At 46.7% G+C, this 20,281-nt stretch carries 16 protein-coding genes, 23 tRNA genes and 3 rRNA genes; 33 read left to right on the forward strand and 9 right to left on the reverse strand.

Translation table 11 applies throughout. The features are described from left to right. Positions 1 to 71: 71 nt before the first annotated feature. The 3 genes from LSG31_RS08210 to LSG31_RS08220 all read right to left on the reverse strand — a co-directional run bounded on the left by LSG31_RS08210 (position 72) and on the right by LSG31_RS08220 (position 2,829). Positions 72 to 1,598: a DHA2 family efflux MFS transporter permease subunit gene (locus tag LSG31_RS08210; protein ID WP_347438852.1), complete on the reverse strand. Its 1,527-nt coding sequence runs from the start codon at positions 1,596 to 1,598 to the stop codon at positions 72 to 74. Between the two features lie 14 nt (positions 1,599 to 1,612). After that, the gene (locus LSG31_RS08215; protein ID WP_347438853.1) at positions 1,613 to 2,269 is read right to left on the reverse strand and encodes an HlyD family secretion protein; all 657 of its coding nucleotides are present in this window, start codon (positions 2,267 to 2,269) and stop codon (positions 1,613 to 1,615) included. Positions 2,270 to 2,379: 110 nt separating this feature from the next. Beyond that, positions 2,380 to 2,829, reverse strand: a complete 450-nt coding sequence (locus LSG31_RS08220; protein WP_347438854.1) for a MarR family winged helix-turn-helix transcriptional regulator — start codon at positions 2,827 to 2,829, stop codon at positions 2,380 to 2,382. A gap of 415 nt (positions 2,830 to 3,244) precedes the next feature. Between LSG31_RS08220 and LSG31_RS08225 the strand changes: the two genes are divergently transcribed. Both LSG31_RS08225 and LSG31_RS08230 read left to right on the forward strand, forming a co-directional pair. After that, positions 3,245 to 4,522, forward strand: a complete 1,278-nt coding sequence (locus tag LSG31_RS08225; protein ID WP_347438855.1) for an adenosylhomocysteinase — start codon at positions 3,245 to 3,247, stop codon at positions 4,520 to 4,522. 24 nt (positions 4,523 to 4,546) lie between these two features. Continuing rightward, positions 4,547 to 5,263 carry a gamma-glutamyl-gamma-aminobutyrate hydrolase family protein gene (locus LSG31_RS08230; protein WP_347438856.1) on the forward strand — a complete coding sequence of 239 codons (717 nt, stop codon included), beginning with the start codon at positions 4,547 to 4,549 and terminating at the stop codon, positions 5,261 to 5,263. Here LSG31_RS08230 and LSG31_RS08235 read toward each other — a convergent pair. Together LSG31_RS08235 and LSG31_RS08240 are read right to left on the reverse strand one after the other, a co-directional pair. Beyond that, the gene (locus LSG31_RS08235) at positions 5,260 to 5,493 is read right to left on the reverse strand and encodes a LapA family protein (protein ID WP_347438857.1); all 234 of its coding nucleotides are present in this window, start codon (positions 5,491 to 5,493) and stop codon (positions 5,260 to 5,262) included. The genes LSG31_RS08230 and LSG31_RS08235 overlap by 4 nt on opposite strands. Before the next feature lie 123 nt (positions 5,494 to 5,616). Further along, positions 5,617 to 6,492, reverse strand: a complete 876-nt coding sequence (locus LSG31_RS08240) for a galactose-1-phosphate uridylyltransferase (protein ID WP_347438858.1) — start codon at positions 6,490 to 6,492, stop codon at positions 5,617 to 5,619. Positions 6,493 to 6,558: 66 nt separating this feature from the next. On the opposite strand from LSG31_RS08240, the gene LSG31_RS08245 reads away from it, so the two are divergent. The 3 genes from LSG31_RS08245 to LSG31_RS08255 all read left to right on the forward strand — a co-directional run bounded on the left by LSG31_RS08245 (position 6,559) and on the right by LSG31_RS08255 (position 7,808). Continuing rightward, positions 6,559 to 7,125, forward strand: a complete 567-nt coding sequence (locus LSG31_RS08245) for an ACT domain-containing protein (protein WP_347438859.1) — start codon at positions 6,559 to 6,561, stop codon at positions 7,123 to 7,125. Positions 7,126 to 7,263: 138 nt separating this feature from the next. Next, positions 7,264 to 7,503: a DUF1659 domain-containing protein gene (locus LSG31_RS08250; RefSeq protein WP_347438860.1), complete on the forward strand. Its 240-nt coding sequence runs from the start codon at positions 7,264 to 7,266 to the stop codon at positions 7,501 to 7,503. A gap of 83 nt (positions 7,504 to 7,586) precedes the next feature. Continuing rightward, on the forward strand, positions 7,587 to 7,808 hold the full coding sequence (locus LSG31_RS08255) for a DUF2922 domain-containing protein (protein WP_347438861.1): 222 nt from the start codon (positions 7,587 to 7,589) through the stop codon (positions 7,806 to 7,808). Positions 7,809 to 8,185: 377 nt separating this feature from the next. On the opposite strand, the gene LSG31_RS08260 is transcribed toward LSG31_RS08255, so the two are convergent. The 4 genes from LSG31_RS08260 to LSG31_RS08270 form a co-directional block, all read right to left on the reverse strand. Then, complete coding sequence (locus LSG31_RS08260; RefSeq protein ID WP_347438862.1) at positions 8,186 to 8,632, reverse strand: hypothetical protein; 447 nt, start codon at positions 8,630 to 8,632, stop codon at positions 8,186 to 8,188. A gap of 78 nt (positions 8,633 to 8,710) precedes the next feature. Further along, the gene (locus tag LSG31_RS23305; protein WP_430734254.1) at positions 8,711 to 8,947 is read right to left on the reverse strand and encodes a YuzB family protein; all 237 of its coding nucleotides are present in this window, start codon (positions 8,945 to 8,947) and stop codon (positions 8,711 to 8,713) included. Between the two features lie 18 nt (positions 8,948 to 8,965). After that, positions 8,966 to 9,574: a DedA family protein gene (locus tag LSG31_RS08265; RefSeq protein WP_347438863.1), complete on the reverse strand. Its 609-nt coding sequence runs from the start codon at positions 9,572 to 9,574 to the stop codon at positions 8,966 to 8,968. Positions 9,575 to 9,672: 98 nt separating this feature from the next. Further along, complete coding sequence (locus LSG31_RS08270) at positions 9,673 to 10,134, reverse strand: DUF5680 domain-containing protein (protein ID WP_347438864.1); 462 nt, start codon at positions 10,132 to 10,134, stop codon at positions 9,673 to 9,675. Positions 10,135 to 10,650: 516 nt separating this feature from the next. On the opposite strand from LSG31_RS08270, the gene LSG31_RS08275 reads away from it, so the two are divergent. From LSG31_RS08275 to LSG31_RS08410, 28 genes are all read left to right on the forward strand, one after another. Next, positions 10,651 to 12,194 (forward strand): 16S ribosomal RNA (locus tag LSG31_RS08275). Between the two features lie 480 nt (positions 12,195 to 12,674). Further along, a 23S ribosomal RNA gene (locus LSG31_RS08280) occupies positions 12,675 to 15,652 on the forward strand. Positions 15,653 to 16,094: 442 nt separating this feature from the next. Continuing rightward, positions 16,095 to 16,211: ribosomal RNA gene (gene rrf / locus LSG31_RS08285) — 5S ribosomal RNA — on the forward strand. The 16S, 23S and 5S rRNA genes sit together here with 23 tRNA genes alongside, the layout of an rRNA operon. A 9-nt stretch (positions 16,212 to 16,220) precedes the next feature. Then, positions 16,221 to 16,296 (forward strand) — tRNA-Ala (locus LSG31_RS08290). 71 nt (positions 16,297 to 16,367) lie between these two features. Continuing rightward, a tRNA-Asn gene (locus LSG31_RS08295) sits at positions 16,368 to 16,442 on the forward strand. A gap of 5 nt (positions 16,443 to 16,447) precedes the next feature. Next, positions 16,448 to 16,523: transfer RNA gene (locus LSG31_RS08300), tRNA-Val, on the forward strand. 5 nt (positions 16,524 to 16,528) lie between these two features. Continuing rightward, positions 16,529 to 16,604, forward strand: a tRNA-Thr gene (locus LSG31_RS08305). A 6-nt stretch (positions 16,605 to 16,610) separates the two neighbouring features. Further along, positions 16,611 to 16,695, forward strand: a tRNA-Leu gene (locus LSG31_RS08310). 11 nt (positions 16,696 to 16,706) lie between these two features. Next, a tRNA-Pro gene (locus tag LSG31_RS08315) sits at positions 16,707 to 16,783 on the forward strand. A gap of 4 nt (positions 16,784 to 16,787) precedes the next feature. Continuing rightward, positions 16,788 to 16,863: transfer RNA gene (locus LSG31_RS08320), tRNA-Lys, on the forward strand. A gap of 71 nt (positions 16,864 to 16,934) precedes the next feature. Then, positions 16,935 to 17,009, forward strand: a tRNA-Gly gene (locus tag LSG31_RS08325). A gap of 8 nt (positions 17,010 to 17,017) precedes the next feature. Beyond that, a tRNA-Ser gene (locus tag LSG31_RS08330) sits at positions 17,018 to 17,111 on the forward strand. 24 nt (positions 17,112 to 17,135) lie between these two features. Further along, positions 17,136 to 17,218: transfer RNA gene (locus tag LSG31_RS08335), tRNA-Leu, on the forward strand. A gap of 15 nt (positions 17,219 to 17,233) precedes the next feature. After that, positions 17,234 to 17,308: transfer RNA gene (locus LSG31_RS08340), tRNA-Cys, on the forward strand. 28 nt (positions 17,309 to 17,336) lie between these two features. Continuing rightward, a tRNA-Arg gene (locus LSG31_RS08345) sits at positions 17,337 to 17,413 on the forward strand. Positions 17,414 to 17,423: 10 nt separating this feature from the next. Next, positions 17,424 to 17,495 (forward strand) — tRNA-Glu (locus LSG31_RS08350). A 7-nt stretch (positions 17,496 to 17,502) separates the two neighbouring features. After that, positions 17,503 to 17,578, forward strand: a tRNA-Met gene (locus LSG31_RS08355). Between the two features lie 101 nt (positions 17,579 to 17,679). Continuing rightward, positions 17,680 to 17,756: transfer RNA gene (locus LSG31_RS08360), tRNA-Asp, on the forward strand. Positions 17,757 to 17,777: 21 nt separating this feature from the next. Further along, positions 17,778 to 17,853 (forward strand) — tRNA-His (locus LSG31_RS08365). 13 nt (positions 17,854 to 17,866) lie between these two features. Further along, positions 17,867 to 17,941, forward strand: a tRNA-Gln gene (locus LSG31_RS08370). 5 nt (positions 17,942 to 17,946) lie between these two features. Next, a tRNA-Phe gene (locus LSG31_RS08375) sits at positions 17,947 to 18,022 on the forward strand. Between the two features lie 100 nt (positions 18,023 to 18,122). After that, positions 18,123 to 18,206, forward strand: a tRNA-Tyr gene (locus tag LSG31_RS08380). Positions 18,207 to 18,213: 7 nt separating this feature from the next. Then, positions 18,214 to 18,287, forward strand: a tRNA-Met gene (locus LSG31_RS08385). 5 nt (positions 18,288 to 18,292) lie between these two features. Further along, positions 18,293 to 18,369: transfer RNA gene (locus LSG31_RS08390), tRNA-Leu, on the forward strand. 5 nt (positions 18,370 to 18,374) lie between these two features. After that, positions 18,375 to 18,448 (forward strand) — tRNA-Gly (locus LSG31_RS08395). Positions 18,449 to 18,461: 13 nt separating this feature from the next. After that, positions 18,462 to 18,538: transfer RNA gene (locus tag LSG31_RS08400), tRNA-Ile, on the forward strand. An 88-nt stretch (positions 18,539 to 18,626) separates the two neighbouring features. After that, entirely contained in the window at positions 18,627 to 18,803 is a 177-nt protein-coding gene (locus tag LSG31_RS08405; RefSeq protein WP_347438865.1) for a hypothetical protein, read from the forward strand. Positions 18,804 to 19,084: 281 nt separating this feature from the next. Then, the gene (locus tag LSG31_RS08410) at positions 19,085 to 19,966 is read left to right on the forward strand and encodes an aldo/keto reductase (protein WP_347438866.1); all 882 of its coding nucleotides are present in this window, start codon (positions 19,085 to 19,087) and stop codon (positions 19,964 to 19,966) included. Positions 19,967 to 20,281: the final 315 nt, after the last annotated feature.

Consider the following 20,281-nt stretch of genomic DNA (forward strand, 5'->3'; position numbering starts at 1 on the left):
CTTCTTAAACATTCCTTCTTAAACATTTGAAATGATTGGATCGCTTTATATGATTCGATCGCTTGATAGCATTAACTTGCTGATTGTTTATTCGGCTGTATCGGCATATGCGGTTTGCGTCTTCTGAATAAAAAGGCAATCGGTATTGCCAGAAACAGCGGAATCGACGATAATTCGAAGGCATCCGCAATTCCTCTCGCCAATGATTCCAGTGTAATGATGCCTGTCAATTGGGCCATCGCCGCCGGTGTCGGGAACAGTTGCGCGGCAACAGAATGCAGTGTTACGGTTTCTCTGATTTGCTCTGCATGCAGTTGTGTTTGATCCTGCATAATCATCGTCAAAATCGCAATCCCAAATGATGCGGCAACCTGACGGATCAGGTTGGATTGTGCCGATGCTTTTGCAACTTGATGCGGGTGAACGGCGTTCATCCCGGCTGTTGAAATGGGCATCATGCATAGACCGATTCCGATTCCGCGAACCATCAGGATGTATTTCAACCAATTTTGTGATGTGATAGTAGTCAATTGATGAAGCTGATATGTCATAATGCTTAAAAGGGTCAGTCCGACCAAAGCCAAAGGCATTGCGCCAATTTTATCGAATAACCGGCCGGCGATCGGCATCATGATCGCCATCGCTATTGCTTGCGGCATTAATAAGAGACCGGTATCGATCGTTGACATATCCTGAATGTTTTGCAGATAAATGGGCGTTAAAAAAACCCCGCCGTACATCCCGATCATAATTAAACATCCGGCAAGTACACTTAAGGTAAATTGAATGTTTTTAAATAATGAAAAATCGATAATCGGATCTTCTTTTCCCGTCTCTACATAAAACAGGAGTACTAGGGCAGAAACAGAAATATAGAGCAACGAAACGATTTCGAAGGATGTCCATCCGTCTTTTTGTCCATTGCTAAGGGCATAGAGCAGAGTTCCGGCCGATGTCGCCGATAAGAAAAATCCGGCAAAATCGAATTTTTTTCCTTTTACAATCTCCGTTTCTTTCAAAAGCAACAAGACCATTAAAATTGCAAGCAATGAGACAGGGATGCTGACGATAAAAAGCAGACGCCAGCTATAGTACTGAATCAGATATCCGCTCAATGTCGGTCCGATCGCCGGTGCCACCATTGCGGAAATTCCCCAGATCCCAAGAGCCATTCCGATTTGATGGCGAGGGATAATTTTATAAATAATCGCCATACTTAAAGGCATGATGACACCACCGCCCAAGCCCGCAACAATGCGAAAAAATATCAGCGATGTATCACTCCAGGCGGTTGCGCACAAAGCGGAACCAACCGTAAAAATCGAGAGTGCAATCGTAAAAAACTTCTTGTAACCAAGACGGTCTCCCATATAGCCGCTAATTGGAATAATCACACCGGAAGCCAGCATATATCCCGTAAGCACCCATTGCATTCGGTCTGTCGTGGAACTTAATGTATTGACAAGTTTCGGCAAGGCGACATTGATCAAACTATTATTAAGAATCGCAACAAATGCTCCCAAAATAATGGCAATTAAAGCTAGCCATTGACCTTGCTGCTCTTGCGGAGGCTGAATTGTTGCTGATGTTTCTGCCATTTTCCATCCCCCGCTTACTGGATATGTATTTTCACTTCTACGTTTGTCCCTGGCAGCACAGTCTGACCGGCTGGCAGATCATCGATCGAAATCTCAATCGGTACGCGCTGTGTGACTTTGTTGAAGTTGCCGCTTGTGTTGATGGCCGGCAGCAAAGAAAATGTAGCATCGGATGCTTTATAGATTTTCATGACGCGGCCATGCAGGGTTTCGCCGCCCAGCATGTCGACCGTAATGTCAACAGGCTCACCGAGCTTGACTTTATCGATGTATGTTTCTTCAATATCAGATTCCACATACAACTTTTTCATGTTCATCATCAATGCAACAGGTTGTCCAGGTGATACCATCTCGTTTTCTTTGCTGAACCATTTCACAATGGTTCCGGTAATGGGCGCTCGCAAAAGCGCTTTATTAATCATGCTCGGATCGAGATTGGATGTATCTTGTTCGCCGATCACTTCATTTTGCGTTACATTTTGTCCTTCATGTACATAGATGTGTGTCAATTGTCCGGGTATTTGCGGCATAACACGGTATTCATTGCCGCTGATTCTCGCATCATCCGTTGACACAAAATGCGTGGACTCATACCAAAAATACCCGCCGATGCCAGCGCCCAAGAGGACAATTACTGTGAGTATTGCCGAAAGAATTAGTTTGCGGTTCATTCTTCTTTTTTTCATCCTTTCTGAAATTATATATCGTGAATGCTGAATGTTTGCCATGAATCATTCTTGTATCCTAATATTTTGAATGCGAAATATTATGGCAAAAAAAATTACGGTTGATGCATGCACACCTTTTTCTGAAGCTGATTTGCAAGCAAGTGAAGGGATTTGAGGATCCGCTGAGTTTCCTCTTCCGTAATTCCTTCCAGAAAAGAATCGTAGTAAGAATCTTGTGCAAGGGGAAGTGAAGCAATTAATTGATTCAGCTTATCAGTTCGATGGACCCATACGACGCGCCGATCTTCCCGATCACGTATGCGCGTTACGTAACCGGAACGTTCCAATCTGTCGATAATTCCAGATATCGTACTGTTGGTAAGCCCAACGGTTTTGCTGATGTCCGTGATTTTTTGTTTTTCTTCTTTTAAACAACGGATGACCAGCCACTGCGATACGGTAATCTCATAGTTTGAGAGCTCTCTCGACAAAAGTTCAAAGAATCCTTGATTAATCTGTTTGATCAACAAGCGAATTTGACGGGATGCAGTTGCATTTTCCATTTCCCATTTCAGACCTCCTTTCGAAACAGGGGATTCCAATCATTGATTCTATACTTCACTATTATATGCACGATAAAAAAACTTTACAAGTTTACGAGCTCATCATTCAAGATCGAGAATAAAAGGTCGATATAAGCGCGCAATTGAAAGTCGCCTTGGTTTAGTTGTGCAAGTAATGGGTTCATAATTTTCCGATCCTCCTTTATACTGTTAGAGTACTGATATGAAACAGTATTGTCAGAAATCTATCAATCTATTCATTTTTTGTATACGTTTTGGGAATATTTTTGAAAAATCGAAATTTACTAGTTTCAAAATTAAAATTTCGATTGAAAATAAAAACAACCGCTTCATGATTCATCAGGAAAATGGTGAACAATACTAGTGCGGAACCTTTAGAAGAGGAGTGTCGTCGATGACTAATGTAAACATGCATTCACAACCCCATCCATCTATGATTCGTGACATTACATTGGCTAAGGATGGCCAATTAAAGATTGACTGGGTGGAAAAACACATGCCCATCCTGAATCATGTCCGGAAGATTTTCGAAACAGAAAAGCCGTTTGCAGGAAAACGAATTACGATCTGTCTTCATTTGGAAGCCAAAACAGCGTATTTGGCAAAAGTAGTTCAGGCGGGAGGAGCGGAAGTTGCTGTTGTTGCAAGCAATCCCTTATCGACGCAAGATGATGTAGTTGCAGCTCTCGCAGCGGGCGGAATCCACGCGTATGCCTGGTATGGCGCGACTGATGAAGAATACAAAGCGCATATTCAGATGGCACTGGATTTTGAACCGGATGCGATTATCGATGATGGAGGAGATCTGGTTTCGACATTGCATCAAGAGCGTCCGGAACTTATCGCGAGAATTCTTGGCGGCTGTGAAGAAACAACTACAGGAATTTTACGCTTGCGTTCACTTGAAAAAGAACAAACATTGCAGTTCCCGATGATTGCCGTCAACGACGCGTATTGCAAATACTTATTTGATAATCGATATGGTACAGGTCAATCCGTGTGGGATGGAATTATGCGTACGACGAACCTGGTTGTCGCAGGGAAAACGGCCGTTGTCGTAGGGTATGGCTGGTGCGGCAAGGGTGTCGCCATGCGGGCGAAAGGTTTAGGTGCCAATGTGGTCGTATGCGAGATCGATCCGATTAAAGCTACAGAGGCGATCATGGATGGATTTACTGTATTGCCAATGATACAGGCGGCGCGCATTGGAGATTTTTTTGTTACTGTTACGGGAAACAGAGATTGTATTGCAGAACAGCATTTTGTTGTTATGAAAGATGGCGCCATATTGGCGAATGCGGGCCATTTTGATGTTGAAATCAATAAGGTGGAATTAAAACAATTGGCAACATCCGTGCGGACGGTGCGTAAAAATATTGAAGAATTTACTTTAGAAGATGGACGCTGCATCTATTTGCTGGCGGAAGGGCGTTTGGTAAACTTGGCTGCCGGAGATGGGCATCCTGCTGAAGTCATGGATATGACATTCGCATTGCAGGCATTAGGTCTGGAGTATCTGGTAAAGCAACATGAAGAATTAGACGCGAAAGTATATGCAGTTCCTGCAGAATTGGATCAATTGGTTGCGAAATTGCGACTCCAGTCATGGGGTGTTGAAATTGATGCACTAACTGGGGAGCAACTCGCATACCTTAACAGTTGGAAAGAGTAATTTGTGCATGTAGGAGGTATTGGAATGGACAGACCGTTCATCGGCGTCACTGGCAAAAATTTTCAATATAATACTGAAATACGAGGGGTTTTTGTCGGAGAAGGTTATACCAAAGGAATTTATGCGGCCGGCGGCATGCCTGTCGTCATTCCATATACGGATGAAGAAGAACTTCTTGACAAATGGGTGAACCGATTGGATGGTCTGCTCTTAACCGGTGGAGAAGATGTAGACCCGGCATATTTTCATGAGTCCGCGGTCAATGGATTGGGTGAAGTTTCACCTGATCGGGATCGTTTGGAAGTGTATTTGGCGAGACGCCTGCTTCAATTAAATAAACCGATTTTCGGGATTTGCCGGGGGATTCAAGTGCTTAATGTCATTGCTGGCGGCAGTTTATATCAAGATTTGCCGCGGCAGACCAAAGCGATGCAACACAGCCAGAAAGCCCCTCGCGCACACTTGGCGCACGATGTTGACATTACGTCAGGAAGCAAACTCCATCAATTGCTGGGGACACAGACGATTCGCGTAAATACGTTTCATCATCAAGCGGTAAAACAGGTCGCCCCCGGATTTTTGATCAGTGCGAAGGCGTCAGACGGCATTGTGGAAGGCATAGAGTCTCGAAATCATGCCTTTGTGCTCGGGGTGCAGTGGCATCCGGAAAATTTATGGGAGAAATATGCTGTCTTTCACCGTTTGTTTGCCGGGTTTGTCGAAGCAGCCAAACAATCTTAGGCGGAGGAGTCATCCGGTTTCTTTTTGCGCATGAAACGGATACAAAAGATGGACAAAGGAATTGCGCTGCTCAACGCACCTAACAGGTATGAGATCAATATCGTTATGATCAGGGAAGCGCGTACAGTTCCAAAGCCATAGTCTAAGGAAATCAGTGTATTGTTCATTAACAGAATCCAGAGTAGACAAAGAATGAAAAAGATTAAAGAAAACCACTTGAGTTTTTTCATGATCAAACCTCTTTGCCTAATAGTATTGCCATAGACTGCAACAGATACGTCTATGGCAGTTTGCTTTTTCAAGAGGATGTGCAAAAAGCAGCCAAAACCTTAATCACTTTTTGAACAAGCACTTCATGTAACGATTTTGGGGAGAAATGATTTTAATTTATCAATTGCTTTCTCCGGAAGCGTACCGTTGATTTTCGATCCCATGGACATGGAAAAGCCCGATGGGGCAAATAATCTTGGATAAACCACGAAGCGAAAATGCGAACTTGGCATAGTTCCGTCATGTAAAACAATATTAAACGGATGTTTGGTAAAAAAACGTTCAAATGCAATCATCGCAGCATGAAATACTTCTGCCAATTCTTTTATCGAATGTTTTGGTACAAGAGAAAAGGACATAAAATGTTCGGTCGGCAAGATCCATAGTTCGTACGGATATTGTGATGCATATGGAGCAATCGCTTGAAATTCCGTATTTTTAAAGAGTACACGAAACTTTGCTGTTTGTATTTCATGACAGAGCGGACAAACTCCTTTGGACTGCAGGTAGTGAATAAATCCTTGTTCTTCTTGACGGATCATTGGTGGTATATAATTTAAAGCATATAGTTGGCTGTGCGGATGCGGCTGTGTTCCACCGCTGCCAAATCCGAAGTTTCGGAAATAACTCACATACCGAATATTCGGAAGTTCCTGCAGGGCACGAATACGTTCCTGTATAAATAGCAATAATTGCTCTACGTGAATCTGGCTCATCGTCGAGAATTTGTCGTCATGAAGATCCGATTCGATAATTAATTCTTGTCTCATGGTATCATCAACGACCGGATATTTGTTTACAATTGAATAAATGGAGGAGTTTTCGCTTTCGGCAATGATTTGCAAATGTTTGCGATCACAAAAGGGGCAATTGCCGCTTAAATAACCGTTTTCTTTTCCCGTGTGGTCGACAAACAGGATCTCATCCCCGGTAAGCGGATGAATTCTTTTATGATTCATTAGCGATCACCCCTTCTTAATCTTATATTATATCATGGGAATTCTGGAAATGGGAGGAGAGGAAACATGTTGAACCTCGATACTATCCTGGCGTTGATTCGGCATTTTTTTGTTTCTAACGTTACAAATGTGAATATTCTGGTTTGTGAAGATCAAGTGGATGCACCGGAGCAATTGCTGAATTATTTACAGCAAGTATATGCGGATGTACAGGCAAATGGACGTATAACAGTTTCCCATAAGGATGGGGAAGCGATTGCATTGCAAATGACGAGCGATGAAGGCGTACACCAGTTTCAAATTTCCCGGCAAGATGAAAAATTTTATTTATCAAAAATTGATGCATTTGCCATGAAAGTTACCGGAGAATCGCCCGCTTTATTTATCTATCATCAAGATAAAGTCGGCGTTATTGCTGCAGTTACTGCAAAGCTGTCTGAACGGGATATCAATATAGCGAGGCTTGATGTCCATCGGCGGGGCAAAGGTCAGGATGCGTTGTTAGTAATGGAGTTGGATGTGCCGATCGATCCGGCGGGCCGCCAAGAACTGACACACTTGCAGAATGTAACACATGTAGATTATTATTTGCCTCCGCGAGATTTGCAGCAATTGCCTGGCAGCATTTCTTAATAAACGTGCAAACGTGCGTATTCAAAAAGCTCCAAAAAGCAAGGTGCTTTTTTGTCCCCGGAAATTCGTCTCCAGAGAATGTATTAGACATAAGCCACAATGCAAATGCAAAACAGTGGCGGAGAGGAGGATGGAATCATGATCGCATCTAACATTGATACAACACATCTTGTGATTCGGATAATTGCTGGGACTACTGTAGATGGAAAAGCGATTTACAAGAATCGCACATACAATAATATCAAAGTTTCAGCAACAGATGACGATGTGTATGCGGTTGGACAAGCAATGGCAAGTTTGCAAGCAGATCAGGTGGCTGCAGTTGAACGGATTAATACGAACAAGCTGAGCGACAACAATGCATCCGTCTCTGTATGAATTGCAGCAAAAGGTGAATGACACATTCACAACAATTCTTAAACAGGTATTCGAAAATTGCAAAATGTGAGGAGGAAATCAGGGTGACAAAAACGACGCTGGAACTTATATTCCAGACTGCATCCGGACAAAAGGTGAGAATCCAGATCCCCAATCCCAAACAACCGGTGGATCCTGTGAGTTTGAATGCGGCGCTTGATTTGATCGTTTCGAAAAACTGCTTCGTTTTTAAAAGCGGCGACATTGTAAAAAAAATCGGCGCGCAAATTTCAAGTTCAACCCAAACTCCGGTATCCTTAACGTAAATATGCGGGACATTTTTTGGCGAATAAAGAACGTGATGAGGCTGTCCCAAAAGTCAATTTTGGATTTTTCAGCCCCCATTTTTTTCAAAATATAAAATAAAGAACAAGCCTCCAACCCCACTTTCATTGTGGTTTTGGAGGTTTCTCGTTCTAGTTTTGGGACTGGTTCATTCGGTGTCACCCTTTTGGGACAGCCTCTTTTAGAGGATGTTCAAAAAGTAGTCAAAACTCCCCGGCGGATTGCTTTGCCGAATCCCCAAAAGGCTTACTCATGTACCAAACACGTACACTCCGTCGCCTTTTCGAGCTTCGACTTCGCACTCCTTGTGTCTTACTTAACCACTTTTTGAACACGCACTTTTAAAGTTTTAGAAAGCTTAGGAAATGGTTGTGGTGGAAAGCTGATACATATAAGGAATCGGTCCGTCAACTGTCCATAAATATTTTACTTGATTTGGTAAAAATCTCCCCCAATGTTTGAATAAATCTTCCGCATAATCTCTGGATGCATCAAAGTATTGCTCCCTTACTGCCGTACAGAGAGTAGATTCTTGTGGATAGACGCCACTGATTGCTTGTAATAAATACGAAAAAAATGTGGTTTCAGACCATGCTTTAAAACAAGGATCGAATATTCCAAGCGGTGGCGGAGGCAACTGCGTATAAAAAGTTGATCGAAAAAAGGGCCCTATTACATTTGCACAGGATGGGCCGTATACATAGGTGGCCGGTGTGTCTGCGGCATCAACTTGCAGTTCAGGTTGAATCAATTTTGGCGGATGGTAGGAATGTTTCTGGTTAAGGGATTTGCTTTCTCTTCGCACACGTAATACTCCCCATTTGCATATTGGAAAACAATCTTGCCCAGTTGCCTTACCATATGCAGATGAACGGGGAGTTTGTTACGGCGATTCTCGTATGAGTTCTATGATTTTGTTCAAAAGTTCATCGGGTGTAGCACCTTCAATTATCTCGGTATCATTAATGAGTACAAAGGGCGTATGATAACAATTGTGACAGTTTCCAAGGCAACTCCATTGTGTGAAATGGATATTTGGGAACATCTCTTGCAGTTGGGACAAAACAGAAGATGTTCCAACAGTAAAGTTCCCTATGCATACCTCTATTTTTCTGATCAAAAAAATCCCCCATTAAAGCTAAAACAACTTTGAGTTCTTGCGTTTCCAAAAAAAATATCCAGAAATCAGAATCATGATTGCCAACAAGATGAAAAGCAACAGTGATTGAATGGTTTGTGCAATGACTTGCCAGTGTTCTCCGATCCAATAACCGATTCCCACCCATGAAAAACACCAAAGAAAAAAACCGAATAAACTATATATGAAGAATTCGGCCCATTCCATATTCCCAATTCCTGCAATGTAACTGCTGACTGTTCGTACGCCTGGGAGAAAGCGGCCAAGGACTAGTACCAGCATTCCATGTTTTTCTGATAATTTTTGGGCCCGTACAATATAGCTATCTTTAATAAATGCATATCGCCCAAAATTAAAAAGAATTTTCATTCCATAACGTTTTCCCAGAAAGAATGCAATCCATGATCCTAGCCAACACCCGAGGCTTGCGGCTAGGAATACCGTTACGAATTGAAATTTTCCTTGTGCGGCGAGAAACCCGTAAAACCCCATTACAAAATCTCCGGGAAATGGTATCCCGATTCCTTCCGCCAGCATTGAGATCAGTATTCCAAAAGATCCCAGCTCAAATATAATATGAAAAAATGAACTCCAAATGCCGGATTCCAATGGTACCATCCTTTCATCAAGAAATACGAGAGAATCTTTACTATATAGAATAAAGATTCTCCTTGATAAAAGGTATGCGGCCAGGCGCGGAACATGTCTTATCGAATCAAGCCGCCATTATAAGCGCCGCGATAAATCACTTGTTTGTCTATTTCGATCCATTCCCGTCCCTCAAAATCATCGATTGTACCAATTTGCGTACTGCGGTACCGGAAATTTCCGTCCGAATGCTCACTTGGACCACGAAAGCTTGAGTGATCGGACGATGCGAATTGAATAGAAGAGAGAAGAAAACGCAATGTGTGTTGTATATTGACTTCAGGCCTGTCCAAAACATTGCCATTAAACATAAGATTCCAAATGGGTTGATCTTGTTCAAAAACCATCAGCCACCCTGTGTATTGTTGATACCCGTAAGCAGTTAATTGGAATGTGTATGGGTGTATGCTATAAGATTTTTCGTATTTTGTGATTGTGGTATTAGCATGATGCAACCATGCATCTCCGAATACATAGGGTATAGCCAGTTGTATAGATTCTTGCAAACGTGACAGATTCATGAAGATACCACCACCTTCATAATTGTGTATCAATGTAAGAGGAAGTCAGGCTGTTATTCTTAACTATATCATGATTACGTGTGAATTGATAAGAAATCCGGATGAATAATGATGTGTTTTTTAAATCCTTGAGAATTGAGTAAAATTTGTTTGAATTTATCTTAAAATATGTATTGATTTTTGTATATCGTGCATGGTAATATAGCATTCGTCGCCACGATGTGGTTGTGGTTGATTACTGATGATTCGTTGAATTCTTTTTCTCAAATGGTGATTTGCGAAATTTGATATCAAAAAAAGGATTGACATCTCGATTGTGGTTTGATATCATAATCAAGTCGCCTTCGGAAGAAGATGAAGGTGAAGTTCCTTGAAAACTAAACAAGTGCAGGGAGTTATTATGTAACTCCTGTCATTAGTCAGCAATGTTTCTGACAGGGTCAAGTAATGAATAGATAGTTCCGACAACCTTCGGTTGCGGAGTAAATTCACACGAAGTGCTGAAGCATTAAGTGTTCATTTGAGAGTTTGATCCTGGCTCAGGACGAACGCTGGCGGCGTGCCTAATACATGCAAGTCGCGCGGACGATGCAAAGCTTGCTTTGCATCGTTAGCGGCGGACGGGTGAGTAACACGTGGGCAACCTGCCGAATCGTTTGGGATAACACCCGGAAACGGGTGCTAATACCGGATAGTTTCTTCCTTCGCATGAAGGGAGACGAAAAGGTCCGTTCGGACCGCGATTCGATGGGCCCGCGGCGCATTAGCTAGTTGGTGGGGTAACGGCTCACCAAGGCGACGATGCGTAGCCGACCTGAGAGGGTGACCGGCCACACTGGGACTGAGACACGGCCCAGACTCCTACGGGAGGCAGCAGTAGGGAATCTTCCGCAATGGGCGCAAGCCTGACGGAGCAACGCCGCGTGAGTGATGAAGGCCTTCGGGTTGTAAAACTCTGTCTTCGGAGACGAACCCGTACGGGAGGAAATGCCCGTGCGTTGACGGTATCCGAGGAGGAAGCCCCGGCTAACTACGTGCCAGCAGCCGCGGTAATACGTAGGGGGCAAGCGTTGTCCGGAATCACTGGGCGTAAAGCGCGCGCAGGCGGCATTTCACGTCTGGGGTGAAAGTCCAGAGCTCAACTCTGGGATGGCCTTGGAAACGGGAGTGCTTGAGCGTCGGAGAGGTAAGGGGAATTCCACGTGTAGCGGTGAAATGCGTAGAGATGTGGAGGAACACCAGTGGCGAAGGCGCCTTACTGGCCGATTGCTGACGCTGAGGCGCGAAAGCGTGGGGAGCAAACAGGATTAGATACCCTGGTAGTCCACGCCGTAAACGATGAGTGCTAGGTGTTGGAGGGTACCACCTCCAGTGCCGAAGCTAACGCATTAAGCACTCCGCCTGGGGAGTACGGTCGCAAGACTGAAACTCAAAGGAATTGACGGGGGCCCGCACAAGCAGTGGAGCATGTGGTTTAATTCGAAGCAACGCGAAGAACCTTACCAGGTCTTGACATCCCGCTGACCGGTGTAGCGATACACCTTCCCTTCGGGGCAGCGGTGACAGGTGGTGCATGGTTGTCGTCAGCTCGTGTCGTGAGATGTTGGGTTAAGTCCCGCAACGAGCGCAACCCTTGATCTGTGTTGCCAGCATTCAGTTGGGCACTCACAGGTGACTGCCGGCGACAAGCCGGAGGAAGGCGGGGATGACGTCAAATCATCATGCCCCTTATGACCTGGGCTACACACGTGCTACAATGGGCGGTACAACGGGATGCGAAGCCGCAAGGCGGAGCCAACCCCTGAAAACCGTTCACAGTTCGGATTGCAGGCTGCAACCCGCCTGCATGAAGCCGGAATTGCTAGTAATCGCGGATCAGCATGCCGCGGTGAATCCGTTCCCGGGCCTTGTACACACCGCCCGTCACACCACGAGAGTTGGCAACACCCGAAGTCGGTGGGGTAACCATTTGGGGCCAGCCGCCGAAGGTGGGGTCGATGATTGGGGTGAAGTCGTAACAAGGTAGCCGTATCGGAAGGTGCGGCTGGATCACCTCCTTTCTAAGGATATAAGTCCCTTATGGGGATGCGAAAAAGAATGTTTGTGTTACACGAACATTGCCCTGCACTTGGTTAGTTTTGAGGGAACCTCCCTCAAATGGAAACATCTGATGGTTGCATCGCTGGATGCAGCGTATTAAGATGGATTTCCTGCTTCCGCAAGGAAGCGTGAATATGGAATGGCTTTTTTATGTACTTTGTTCTTGATGTTCTTTGAAAACTGGATAGCGAATTCTATCGTATACAGGATGAATACAATGCGTGGTAACTGCGCAAGCAGTACACAATTTCATCAAATGTTTTACCCGAGCGCTTAACGATTTTTTGGTATGCATGTTTCATGCAGCACCCAACTGCGACTCGCTAGCGGCGAGAAGTGCTAGGAAGAGATTTCGTGAAGAAGTGAGCATAATGGAATTATGTGAACGATGAACGAAAGATCTGACAACGCAATTCGAAGCCGATAGGTAGAGTCGCCTAGGTTAAGTTAGTAAGGGCGCATGGTGGATGCCTAGGTGCCAGGTGCCGATGAAGGACGGAGCGAACGCCGAAACGCCCCGGGGAGCTGTAAGCAAGCGTTGATCCGGGGATCTCCGAATGGGGCAACCCCCTGCGGTTCATACCGCAGGATTCCGATCTGAATCCATAGGGTCGGAAAGGTACACCAGGGGAACTGAAACATCTAAGTACCCTGAGGAAAAGAAAACAACAGTGATTCCCTAAGTAGCGGCGAGCGAACGGGGAATAGCCCAAACCGCACATGCTTGCATGTGCGGGGTTGCGGGGCGTCTCATACGAAGTTATCAATCCATTGGGTAGGAGAACGGCCTGGAACGGCCGATCGCAGAGGGTGACAATCCCGTATCTGAAACCAAATGGACTTCGAGACGAACCCCAAGTACCGCGGGACACGTGAAATCCCGTGGGAATCCGGGAGGACCACCTCCTAAGGCTAAATACACCCTGGCAACCGATAGTGAACCAGTACCGTGAGGGAAAGGTGAAAAGCACCCCGGGAGGGGAGTGAAACAGAACCTGAAACCATGTGCCTACAATCAGTCGGAGGGCCATACCACCCCAAAAAGTATTACTTTTCGGGGACCCCGGTTAGCCTGACGGCGTGCCTTTTGTAGAATGAACCGGCGAGTGATGGTCGCAAGCGAGGTTAAAGCGAGAAGCTGGAGCCGTAGCGAAAGCGCGTCTGAAAAGGGCGGCAGTTTGCGGTCATCGACCCGAAACCGGGTGATCTACCCCTGGTCAGGGTGAAGTTGCGGTAAAACGCAATGGAGGCCCGAACCCACTGACGTTGAAAAGTCAGGGGATGAACTGGGGGTAGGGGAGAAATTCCAATCGAACTCGGAGATAGCTGGTTCTCCCCGAAATAGCTTTAGGGCTAGCGTTGGAGCGAGAGGGATGGAGGTAGAGCACTGATTGGGCTAGGGGCCTGTCCAAGGTTACCGAACTCAGTCAAACTCCGAATGCCGTTTCCTTATCTCCAGCAGTCAGACTACGAGTGCTAAGATCCGTGGTCAAAAGGGAAACAGCCCAGACCATCAGCTAAGGTCCCCAAGTTCCGGTTAAGTGGGAAACGATGTGGCGGTGCACAGACAACCAGGATGTTGGCTTAGAAGCAGCCACCATTGAAAGAGTGCGTAATAGCTCACTGGTCGAGTGACGCTGCGCGGAAAATGTAACGGGGCTAAACCGGACACCGAAGCTATGGATGTGCGCTTTGCGCACGTGGTAGGGGAGCGTTCTCAGCGAGTGGAAGTCAGACCGGAAGGTCTGGTGGATGGCTGAGAAGTGAGAATGCCGGTATAAGTAGCGAAAAGACAGGTGAGAATCCTGTCCACCGAAAGCCTAAGGGTTCCTGGGGAAGGCTCGTCCTCCCAGGGTTAGTCGGGACCTAAGCCGAGGCCGAAAGGCGTAGGCGATGGACAACTGGTGGAAATTCCAGTACCACCGTGTCACCGTTTGAGCAATGGAGTGACGCAGGAGGATAGGGTGAGCGGCCTGTTGGATGGCCGTGCAAGCAGCAAGGCTGGGAGATTGGCAAATCCGTCTTCCATACGGCCAAGCTGTGATGCCGAGCGAAATTGTAGTAGCGAAGTCCCTGATTTCACACTGCCAAGAAAAGCTTCTAGCGAGGGGACCGGTGCCCGTACCGCAAACCGACACAGGTAGGCGAGGAGAGAATCCTCAGGTGCGCGGGAAAACTCTCGTTAAGGAACTCGGCAAAATGGCCCCGTAACTTCGGGAGAAGGGGCGCTCTGGTAGGGTGTTCTTTACGAATGCCTGAGAGAGCCGCAGTGAAAAGGCCCAAGCGACTGTTTAGCAAAAACACAGGTCTCTGCTAAGCCGAAAGGCGATGTATAGGGGCTGACGCCTGCCCGGTGCTGGAAGGTTAAGAGGAGGGGTTATCCCTTGCGGGAGAAGCTCTGAATTGAAGCCCCAGTAAACGGCGGCCGTAACTATAACGGTCCTAAGGTAGCGAAATTCCTTGTCAGGTAAGTTCTGACCCGCACGAATGGCGTAACGACTTGGGCGCTGTCTCAACGAGAGACCCGGTGAAATTGTAGTACCTGTGAAGATGCAGGTTACCCGCGGCTAGACGGAAAGACCCCGTGGAGCTTGACTGTAGCTTGATATGGAAGTTGGGTACTTCATGTACAGGATAGGTGGGAGACTGCGAAGCCAGGGCGCCAGCCTTGGTGGAGTCAATCTTGGGATACCACCCTTGAAGTATCCGGCTTCTAACTCGACGCCCTGAAGCGGGTGTGAGGACAGTGTCAGGTGGGCAGTTTGACTGGGGCGGTCGCCTCCCAAAGGGTAACGGAGGCGCCCAAGGGTTCCCTCAGCGCGGTTGGAAATCGCGCGGCGAGTGCAAAGGCAAAAGGGAGCTTGACTGCGAGACTTACAAGTCGAGCAGGGACGAAAGTCGGGCTTAGTGATCCGGCGGTGCCGAGTGGAAGGGCCGTCGCTCAACGGATAAAAGCTACCCCGGGGATAACAGGCTTATCTCCCCCAAGAGTCCACATCGACGGGGAGGTTTGGCACCTCGATGTCGGCTCATCGCATCCTGGGGCTGAAGTCGGTCCCAAGGGTTGGGCTGTTCGCCCATTAAAGCGGTACGCGAGCTGGGTTCAGAACGTCGTGAGACAGTTCGGTCCCTATCTGCCGCGGGCGCAGGAAATTTGAGAAGTGCTGTCCTTAGTACGAGAGGACCGGGATGGACCGACCGCTGGTGTCTCAGTTGTGGTGCCAACTGCATCGCTGAGTAGCCAAGTCGGGACGGGATAAGCGCTGAAAGCATCTAAGCGCGAAGCCCGCTTCAAGATGAGATTTCCCACTAGGAAGCTAGGTAAGACCCCATGAAGAAGACATGGTTGATAGGTCTGGAGTGTACGTGTGGCGACACATTGAGCTGACAGATACTAATCGGTCGAGGACTTAACCTAAACAAAAAGGTTTACGTGCGCAAAGGATACGATAGCATTCGCATCTGGTTTTGAAAGAACATCTTTCTTTATGATTCGCTAGAAGCGAGAAGTGCAAGGAATGACCGGAGCGAGTGAAGGAGCGTACGGTATTGGTACGTGACTGAAGCGAGTGATGGGAAATGACACAGCAATTCGAAGCTTAGAGTGAATGGAGTCGAATCAGAAGCGAGAAATACAAGGAAGCGCTTGAGTGACGGAAGGAGCGTACGTATTTGGTACGTGACTGACGGAACGAAAGATGCTGACGCAGTAGTTCGAAGCGTTTCAATAAATGATTCGCTAGAAGCGAGAAGTGCAAGGAATGACCGGAGCGAGTGAAGGAGCGTACGGTATTGGTACGTGACTGAAGCGAGTGATGGGAAATGACACAGCAATTCGAAGCTTATAGTAGAATCAGATGTCTGGTGATGATGGCAGAGGGGATACACACGTACCCATCCCGAACACGACCGTTAAGCCCTCTAGCGCCGATGGTACTTGGAGCGCAGGCTCCTGGGAGAGTAGGACGTTGCCAGGCAATAAAAATGGGGGTATAGCTCAGTTGGGAGAGCACCTGCCTTGCAAGCAGGGGGTCAGCGGTTCGAATCCGCTTACCTCCACCATTTACCTAATTCCAGTAATTCTAGGTATAAGATCTTTTTACTACCACAAAATGATATATTCTTGGTCATATTCCTCGATAGCTCAGCGGTAGAGCATCCGGCTGTTAACCGGAGGGTCGCAGGTTCGAATCCTGCTCGGGGAGCCATGTAAGGGCGCTTAGCTCAGCTGGGAGAGCACCTGCCTTACAAGCAGGGGGTCGGCGGTTCGATCCCGTCAGCGCCCACCATAGATGCCAGCGTAGCTCAGCAGGTAGAGCAACTGACTTGTAATCAGTAGGTCGCGGGTTCGATTCCTGTCGCTGGCTCCACGAATTGCTCGAGTGGCGGAATAGGCAGACGCAACAGACTTAAAATCTGTCGGGATGTTGTCTCGTGCCGGTTCGAGTCCGGCTTCGAGCACTGTAGATTTTCGGAGTATAGCGCAGTTTGGTAGCGCGCTTGGCTTGGGACCAAGAGGTCGCGGGTTCAAATCCTGCTACTCCGACCAGTACGAGCCATTAGCTCAGTTGGTAGAGCACCTGACTTTTAATCAGGGTGTCGCTGGTTCGAGTCCAGCATGGCTCACCATAAGGCAACAGATATGGATATTATTAACGTGTGGATTCAGTAGGGCAATTAAATTTTTCTCTATGCAATGCGCGGAAATAGCTCAGTGGTAGAGCATCGCCTTGCCAAGGCGAGGGCCGCGGGTTCGAGTCCCGTTTTCCGCTCCAGTATTTATGGAGAGATGTCCGAGTTTGGTCGAAGGAGCACGATTGGAAATCGTGTAGGCGGCTAAAACCGTCTCGAGGGTTCGAATCCCTCTCTCTCCGCCATTTAAAATATTTTATACTTTTACTGCGGTCGTGGCGGAATCGGCAGACGCGCACGTTTGAGGGGCGTGTGGGCAACCGTATGGGTTCAAGTCCCATCGACCGCACCACTATTCGGATGATAGGGTACCATAGCCAAGTGGTAAGGCAGAGGTCTGCAAAACCTCTATTCCCCAGTTCGAATCTGGGTGGTACCTCCATTTTTTGATTGTATTTCGTGAGAATTATGTGCCCTTAGCTCAGCTGGATAGAGCGTTTGACTACGAATCAAAAGGTCGGGAGTTCGAATCTCTCAGGGCACGCCATATCCGAAATGGCCCCATGGTCAAGCGGTTAAGACACCGCCCTTTCACGGCGGTAACAGGGGTTCGAATCCCCTTGGGGTCATCAACATCGCGGGGTGGAGCAGTTGGTAGCTCGTCGGGCTCATAACCCGAAGGTCGCAGGTTCAAGTCCTGTCCCCGCAACCATAACAGAAATCGGAAGCCGGAGACCAGAGTGTTGCATGTTTTTCTAATCTTCCATGAGTTGCTCTGGCATATGGAATTCCTCCTCTGACAACTGAAAAAATGGAGCTGTGGTGTAGAGGCCTAACATGCCTGCCTGTCACGCAGGAGACCGCGGGTTCGAATCCCGTCAGCTCCGCCAATTTTCCAATAGTATATCGTGGTGGGTGTGGCGAAGTGGTTAACGCACCGGATTGTGGCTCCGGGACTCGTGGGTTCGATTCCCATCACTCACCCCATACATAGAATTAATGGGGATTAGCCAAGCGGTAAGGCAACGGACTTTGACTCCGTCACGCGAAGGTTCGAATCCTTCATCCCCAGCCATATGCGGCTCGGTAGCTCAGTCGGTAGAGCAGAGGACTGAAAATCCTCGTGTCGGCGGTTCGATTCCGTCCCGAGCCACCATATAACAGAGTCCGGAAGCCAGAAACCGGAGACCAGAGTGCTTCTATAGCCCTCTGATCTAAATAAAACACTCTGGCATCTGGTCTCTGGCATCTGATATGGAGGGGTACCAAAGTGGCCAAATGGGGCGGACTGTAAATCCGTTGCGGAAGCTTCGTAGGTTCGAATCCTACCCCCTCCACCATAGAAACGGCTCGATAGCTCAGTTGGTTAGAGCGACGGATTCATAACCCGTAGGTCGGCAGTTCGAATCTGCCTCGAGCCATCATTGCCGGAGTGATGGAATTGGCATACGTGCACGACTCAAAATCGTGATTTTGTGGGTTCGAGTCCCACCTCCGGCACCAATTATGCGGGTGTAGTTCAATGGTAGAACTTCAGCCTTCCAAGCTGATAGCGTGGGTTCGATTCCCATCACCCGCTCCATGTAAATATAGATGGGCCTATAGCTCAGCTGGCTAGAGCGCACGACTGATAATCGTGAGGTCAGTGGTTCGAGTCCACTTAGGCCCACCATATATGTCAATCATGAATGAACTTACTCGATTCGGGTAAGTTTTTTTACATAGTGTGATGATTTTATTGATGAAAAGGGAGATTCCATATGCCTGCAATATTTTGGTCAGTCATGATTGTTTGCGCCATTGCGGTAACGGTAGCGGGGATTGTACTTTTAAAAAAGCAAAAAACATTTGCGGGTATTCTGATTCTGACATTCGGGATTCCGATTTTGACATTTATTACTGTACAATATTTGGCGCATTTGTATCCGTTTGATTAGTCGTTTCGCATTCGATATTGACTTCTTTTAACACCATTTGCGCCCCATTTTTTCATTTCTTTTCGTGCTTTGACTTCGCACTCCTTGTGTCTTACTTAACCACATATTGAACTCGTACATAAAAAGTGTTAGTTAGTGCTTGCGAAATATGCTTATGAAATATTAGTTAGTAAAAATCATGAAATAACATATAAAAAAATTCACTACTTCACAGTATAAGTCAACTTATATACACTAACAAGGAATAGTTCTAAAACTCGTAAAATGATGGAGGAATGTGTATGCTGCAACGACGATTAGGACGCCTGGAATATCCCGGTTCAGTTGTTATGTTTGGCGGTGCAAAACTGGGAGATGTTACACAAGAAGAAGCAAATGAATCCATTCAATTTGCAATCGATCATGGTGTTAATCATTTTGATACTGCTGCAAGTTATGGGGGTTCCGAAGAGCGTATTGGCGCATGTATGACTCCTGCTTTCCGCAATGCAATTTTTTTGGCGACGAAAACCGGGGAACGTACGAAGGAAAAAGCAAAAGACGAAATCTACCGCTCGCTGAAACGGTTGCGAGTGGATTATGTAGATCTTCTTCAACTGCACGCGGTCGGTGACCTCGCAGAACTTGACAAATGCACGGGAAAAGGCGGAGCTTTGGAAGCGGCAATCGAGGCCAAAGAAGAAGGAATCGTGAAATCCATTGGCATCACAGGTCACGGACATCTGGCACCAGCCACCCATTTTGAAGCTTTAAAACGCTTTCCGTTTGATGCGGTTCTGTGTCCGCTGAATTATCGGTTATATTCCATGGATCAATATCGTCAGGATTTTGACAGATTACTTGAGGAAACAAAACGGCAAGATGTGGCCCTTCGGGTTATCAAAGCCATTGCAAAAGGTCCGTGGAATGTCGATCAAGCACGGAATTATGCAACATGGTATCAACCGTTTGATGATCAAACCATTATCGATGCATGTGTCAGCTTTGTCTTGTCATTTGATGGAGTGTGCGGATTTGCCAGTGCGGGAGATATTCATCTATTCCCGAAAATTGTTGACGCAGTATCTCGTTATGGACAACTATCCCAAGAAGAGGTTCATGAAATTTTAAGTCAAGTTCAGGATTATCAATCTCCATTTGGAGCTCCGACATCGATTGCGTAGCCAAATACATTCACGAACGGGTCTATAAGTGTGTGTTCAAAAAGTGGTTAAGTAAGACACAAGGAGTGCGAAGCCGAAGCACGAAAAGGCGACGGAGTGTACGTGTTTGGTACATGAGTAAGCCTTTTTGGGATTCGGCAAAGCAATCCGCCGTGGAGTTTTGACTACTTTTTGAACATCCTCTATAAGAACAGGAATATCACACAGTGTGGAGCAGTATGGAGTGGCCGACCGGAGAAGTCAATAAAAAAGAAAACCACCGGAATTACATAAGTCAGTTCCTTTGTCATCGGTGGTTTTCTTGTTAACATGTAA

Origin of the sequence: Fodinisporobacter ferrooxydans (assembly GCF_022818495.1) — a bacterium.
Lineage (GTDB): Bacteria > Bacillota > Bacilli > Tumebacillales > MYW30-H2 > Fodinisporobacter > Fodinisporobacter ferrooxydans.

Bases quoted from the DNA above. Each gene is read 5' to 3' on its own strand.
- LSG31_RS08210 (WP_347438852.1), bottom strand. From the start codon at position 1,598: ATGGCAGAAACATCAGCAACAATTCAGCCTCCGCAAGAGCAGCAAGGT.
- LSG31_RS08215 (WP_347438853.1), bottom strand. From the start codon at position 2,269: ATGAACCGCAAACTAATTCTTTCGGCAATACTCACAGTAATTGTCCTC.
- LSG31_RS08220 (WP_347438854.1), bottom strand. From the start codon at position 2,829: ATGGAAAATGCAACTGCATCCCGTCAAATTCGCTTGTTGATCAAACAG.
- LSG31_RS08225 (WP_347438855.1), top strand. From the start codon at position 3,245: ATGACTAATGTAAACATGCATTCACAACCCCATCCATCTATGATTCGT.
- LSG31_RS08230 (WP_347438856.1), top strand. From the start codon at position 4,547: ATGGACAGACCGTTCATCGGCGTCACTGGCAAAAATTTTCAATATAAT.
- LSG31_RS08235 (WP_347438857.1), bottom strand. From the start codon at position 5,493: ATGAAAAAACTCAAGTGGTTTTCTTTAATCTTTTTCATTCTTTGTCTA.
- LSG31_RS08240 (WP_347438858.1), bottom strand. From the start codon at position 6,492: ATGAATCATAAAAGAATTCATCCGCTTACCGGGGATGAGATCCTGTTT.
- LSG31_RS08245 (WP_347438859.1), top strand. From the start codon at position 6,559: ATGTTGAACCTCGATACTATCCTGGCGTTGATTCGGCATTTTTTTGTT.
- LSG31_RS08250 (WP_347438860.1), top strand. From the start codon at position 7,264: ATGATCGCATCTAACATTGATACAACACATCTTGTGATTCGGATAATT.
- LSG31_RS08270 (WP_347438864.1), bottom strand. From the start codon at position 10,134: ATGAATCTGTCACGTTTGCAAGAATCTATACAACTGGCTATACCCTAT.
- LSG31_RS08405 (WP_347438865.1), top strand. From the start codon at position 18,627: ATGCCTGCAATATTTTGGTCAGTCATGATTGTTTGCGCCATTGCGGTA.
- LSG31_RS08410 (WP_347438866.1), top strand. From the start codon at position 19,085: ATGCTGCAACGACGATTAGGACGCCTGGAATATCCCGGTTCAGTTGTT.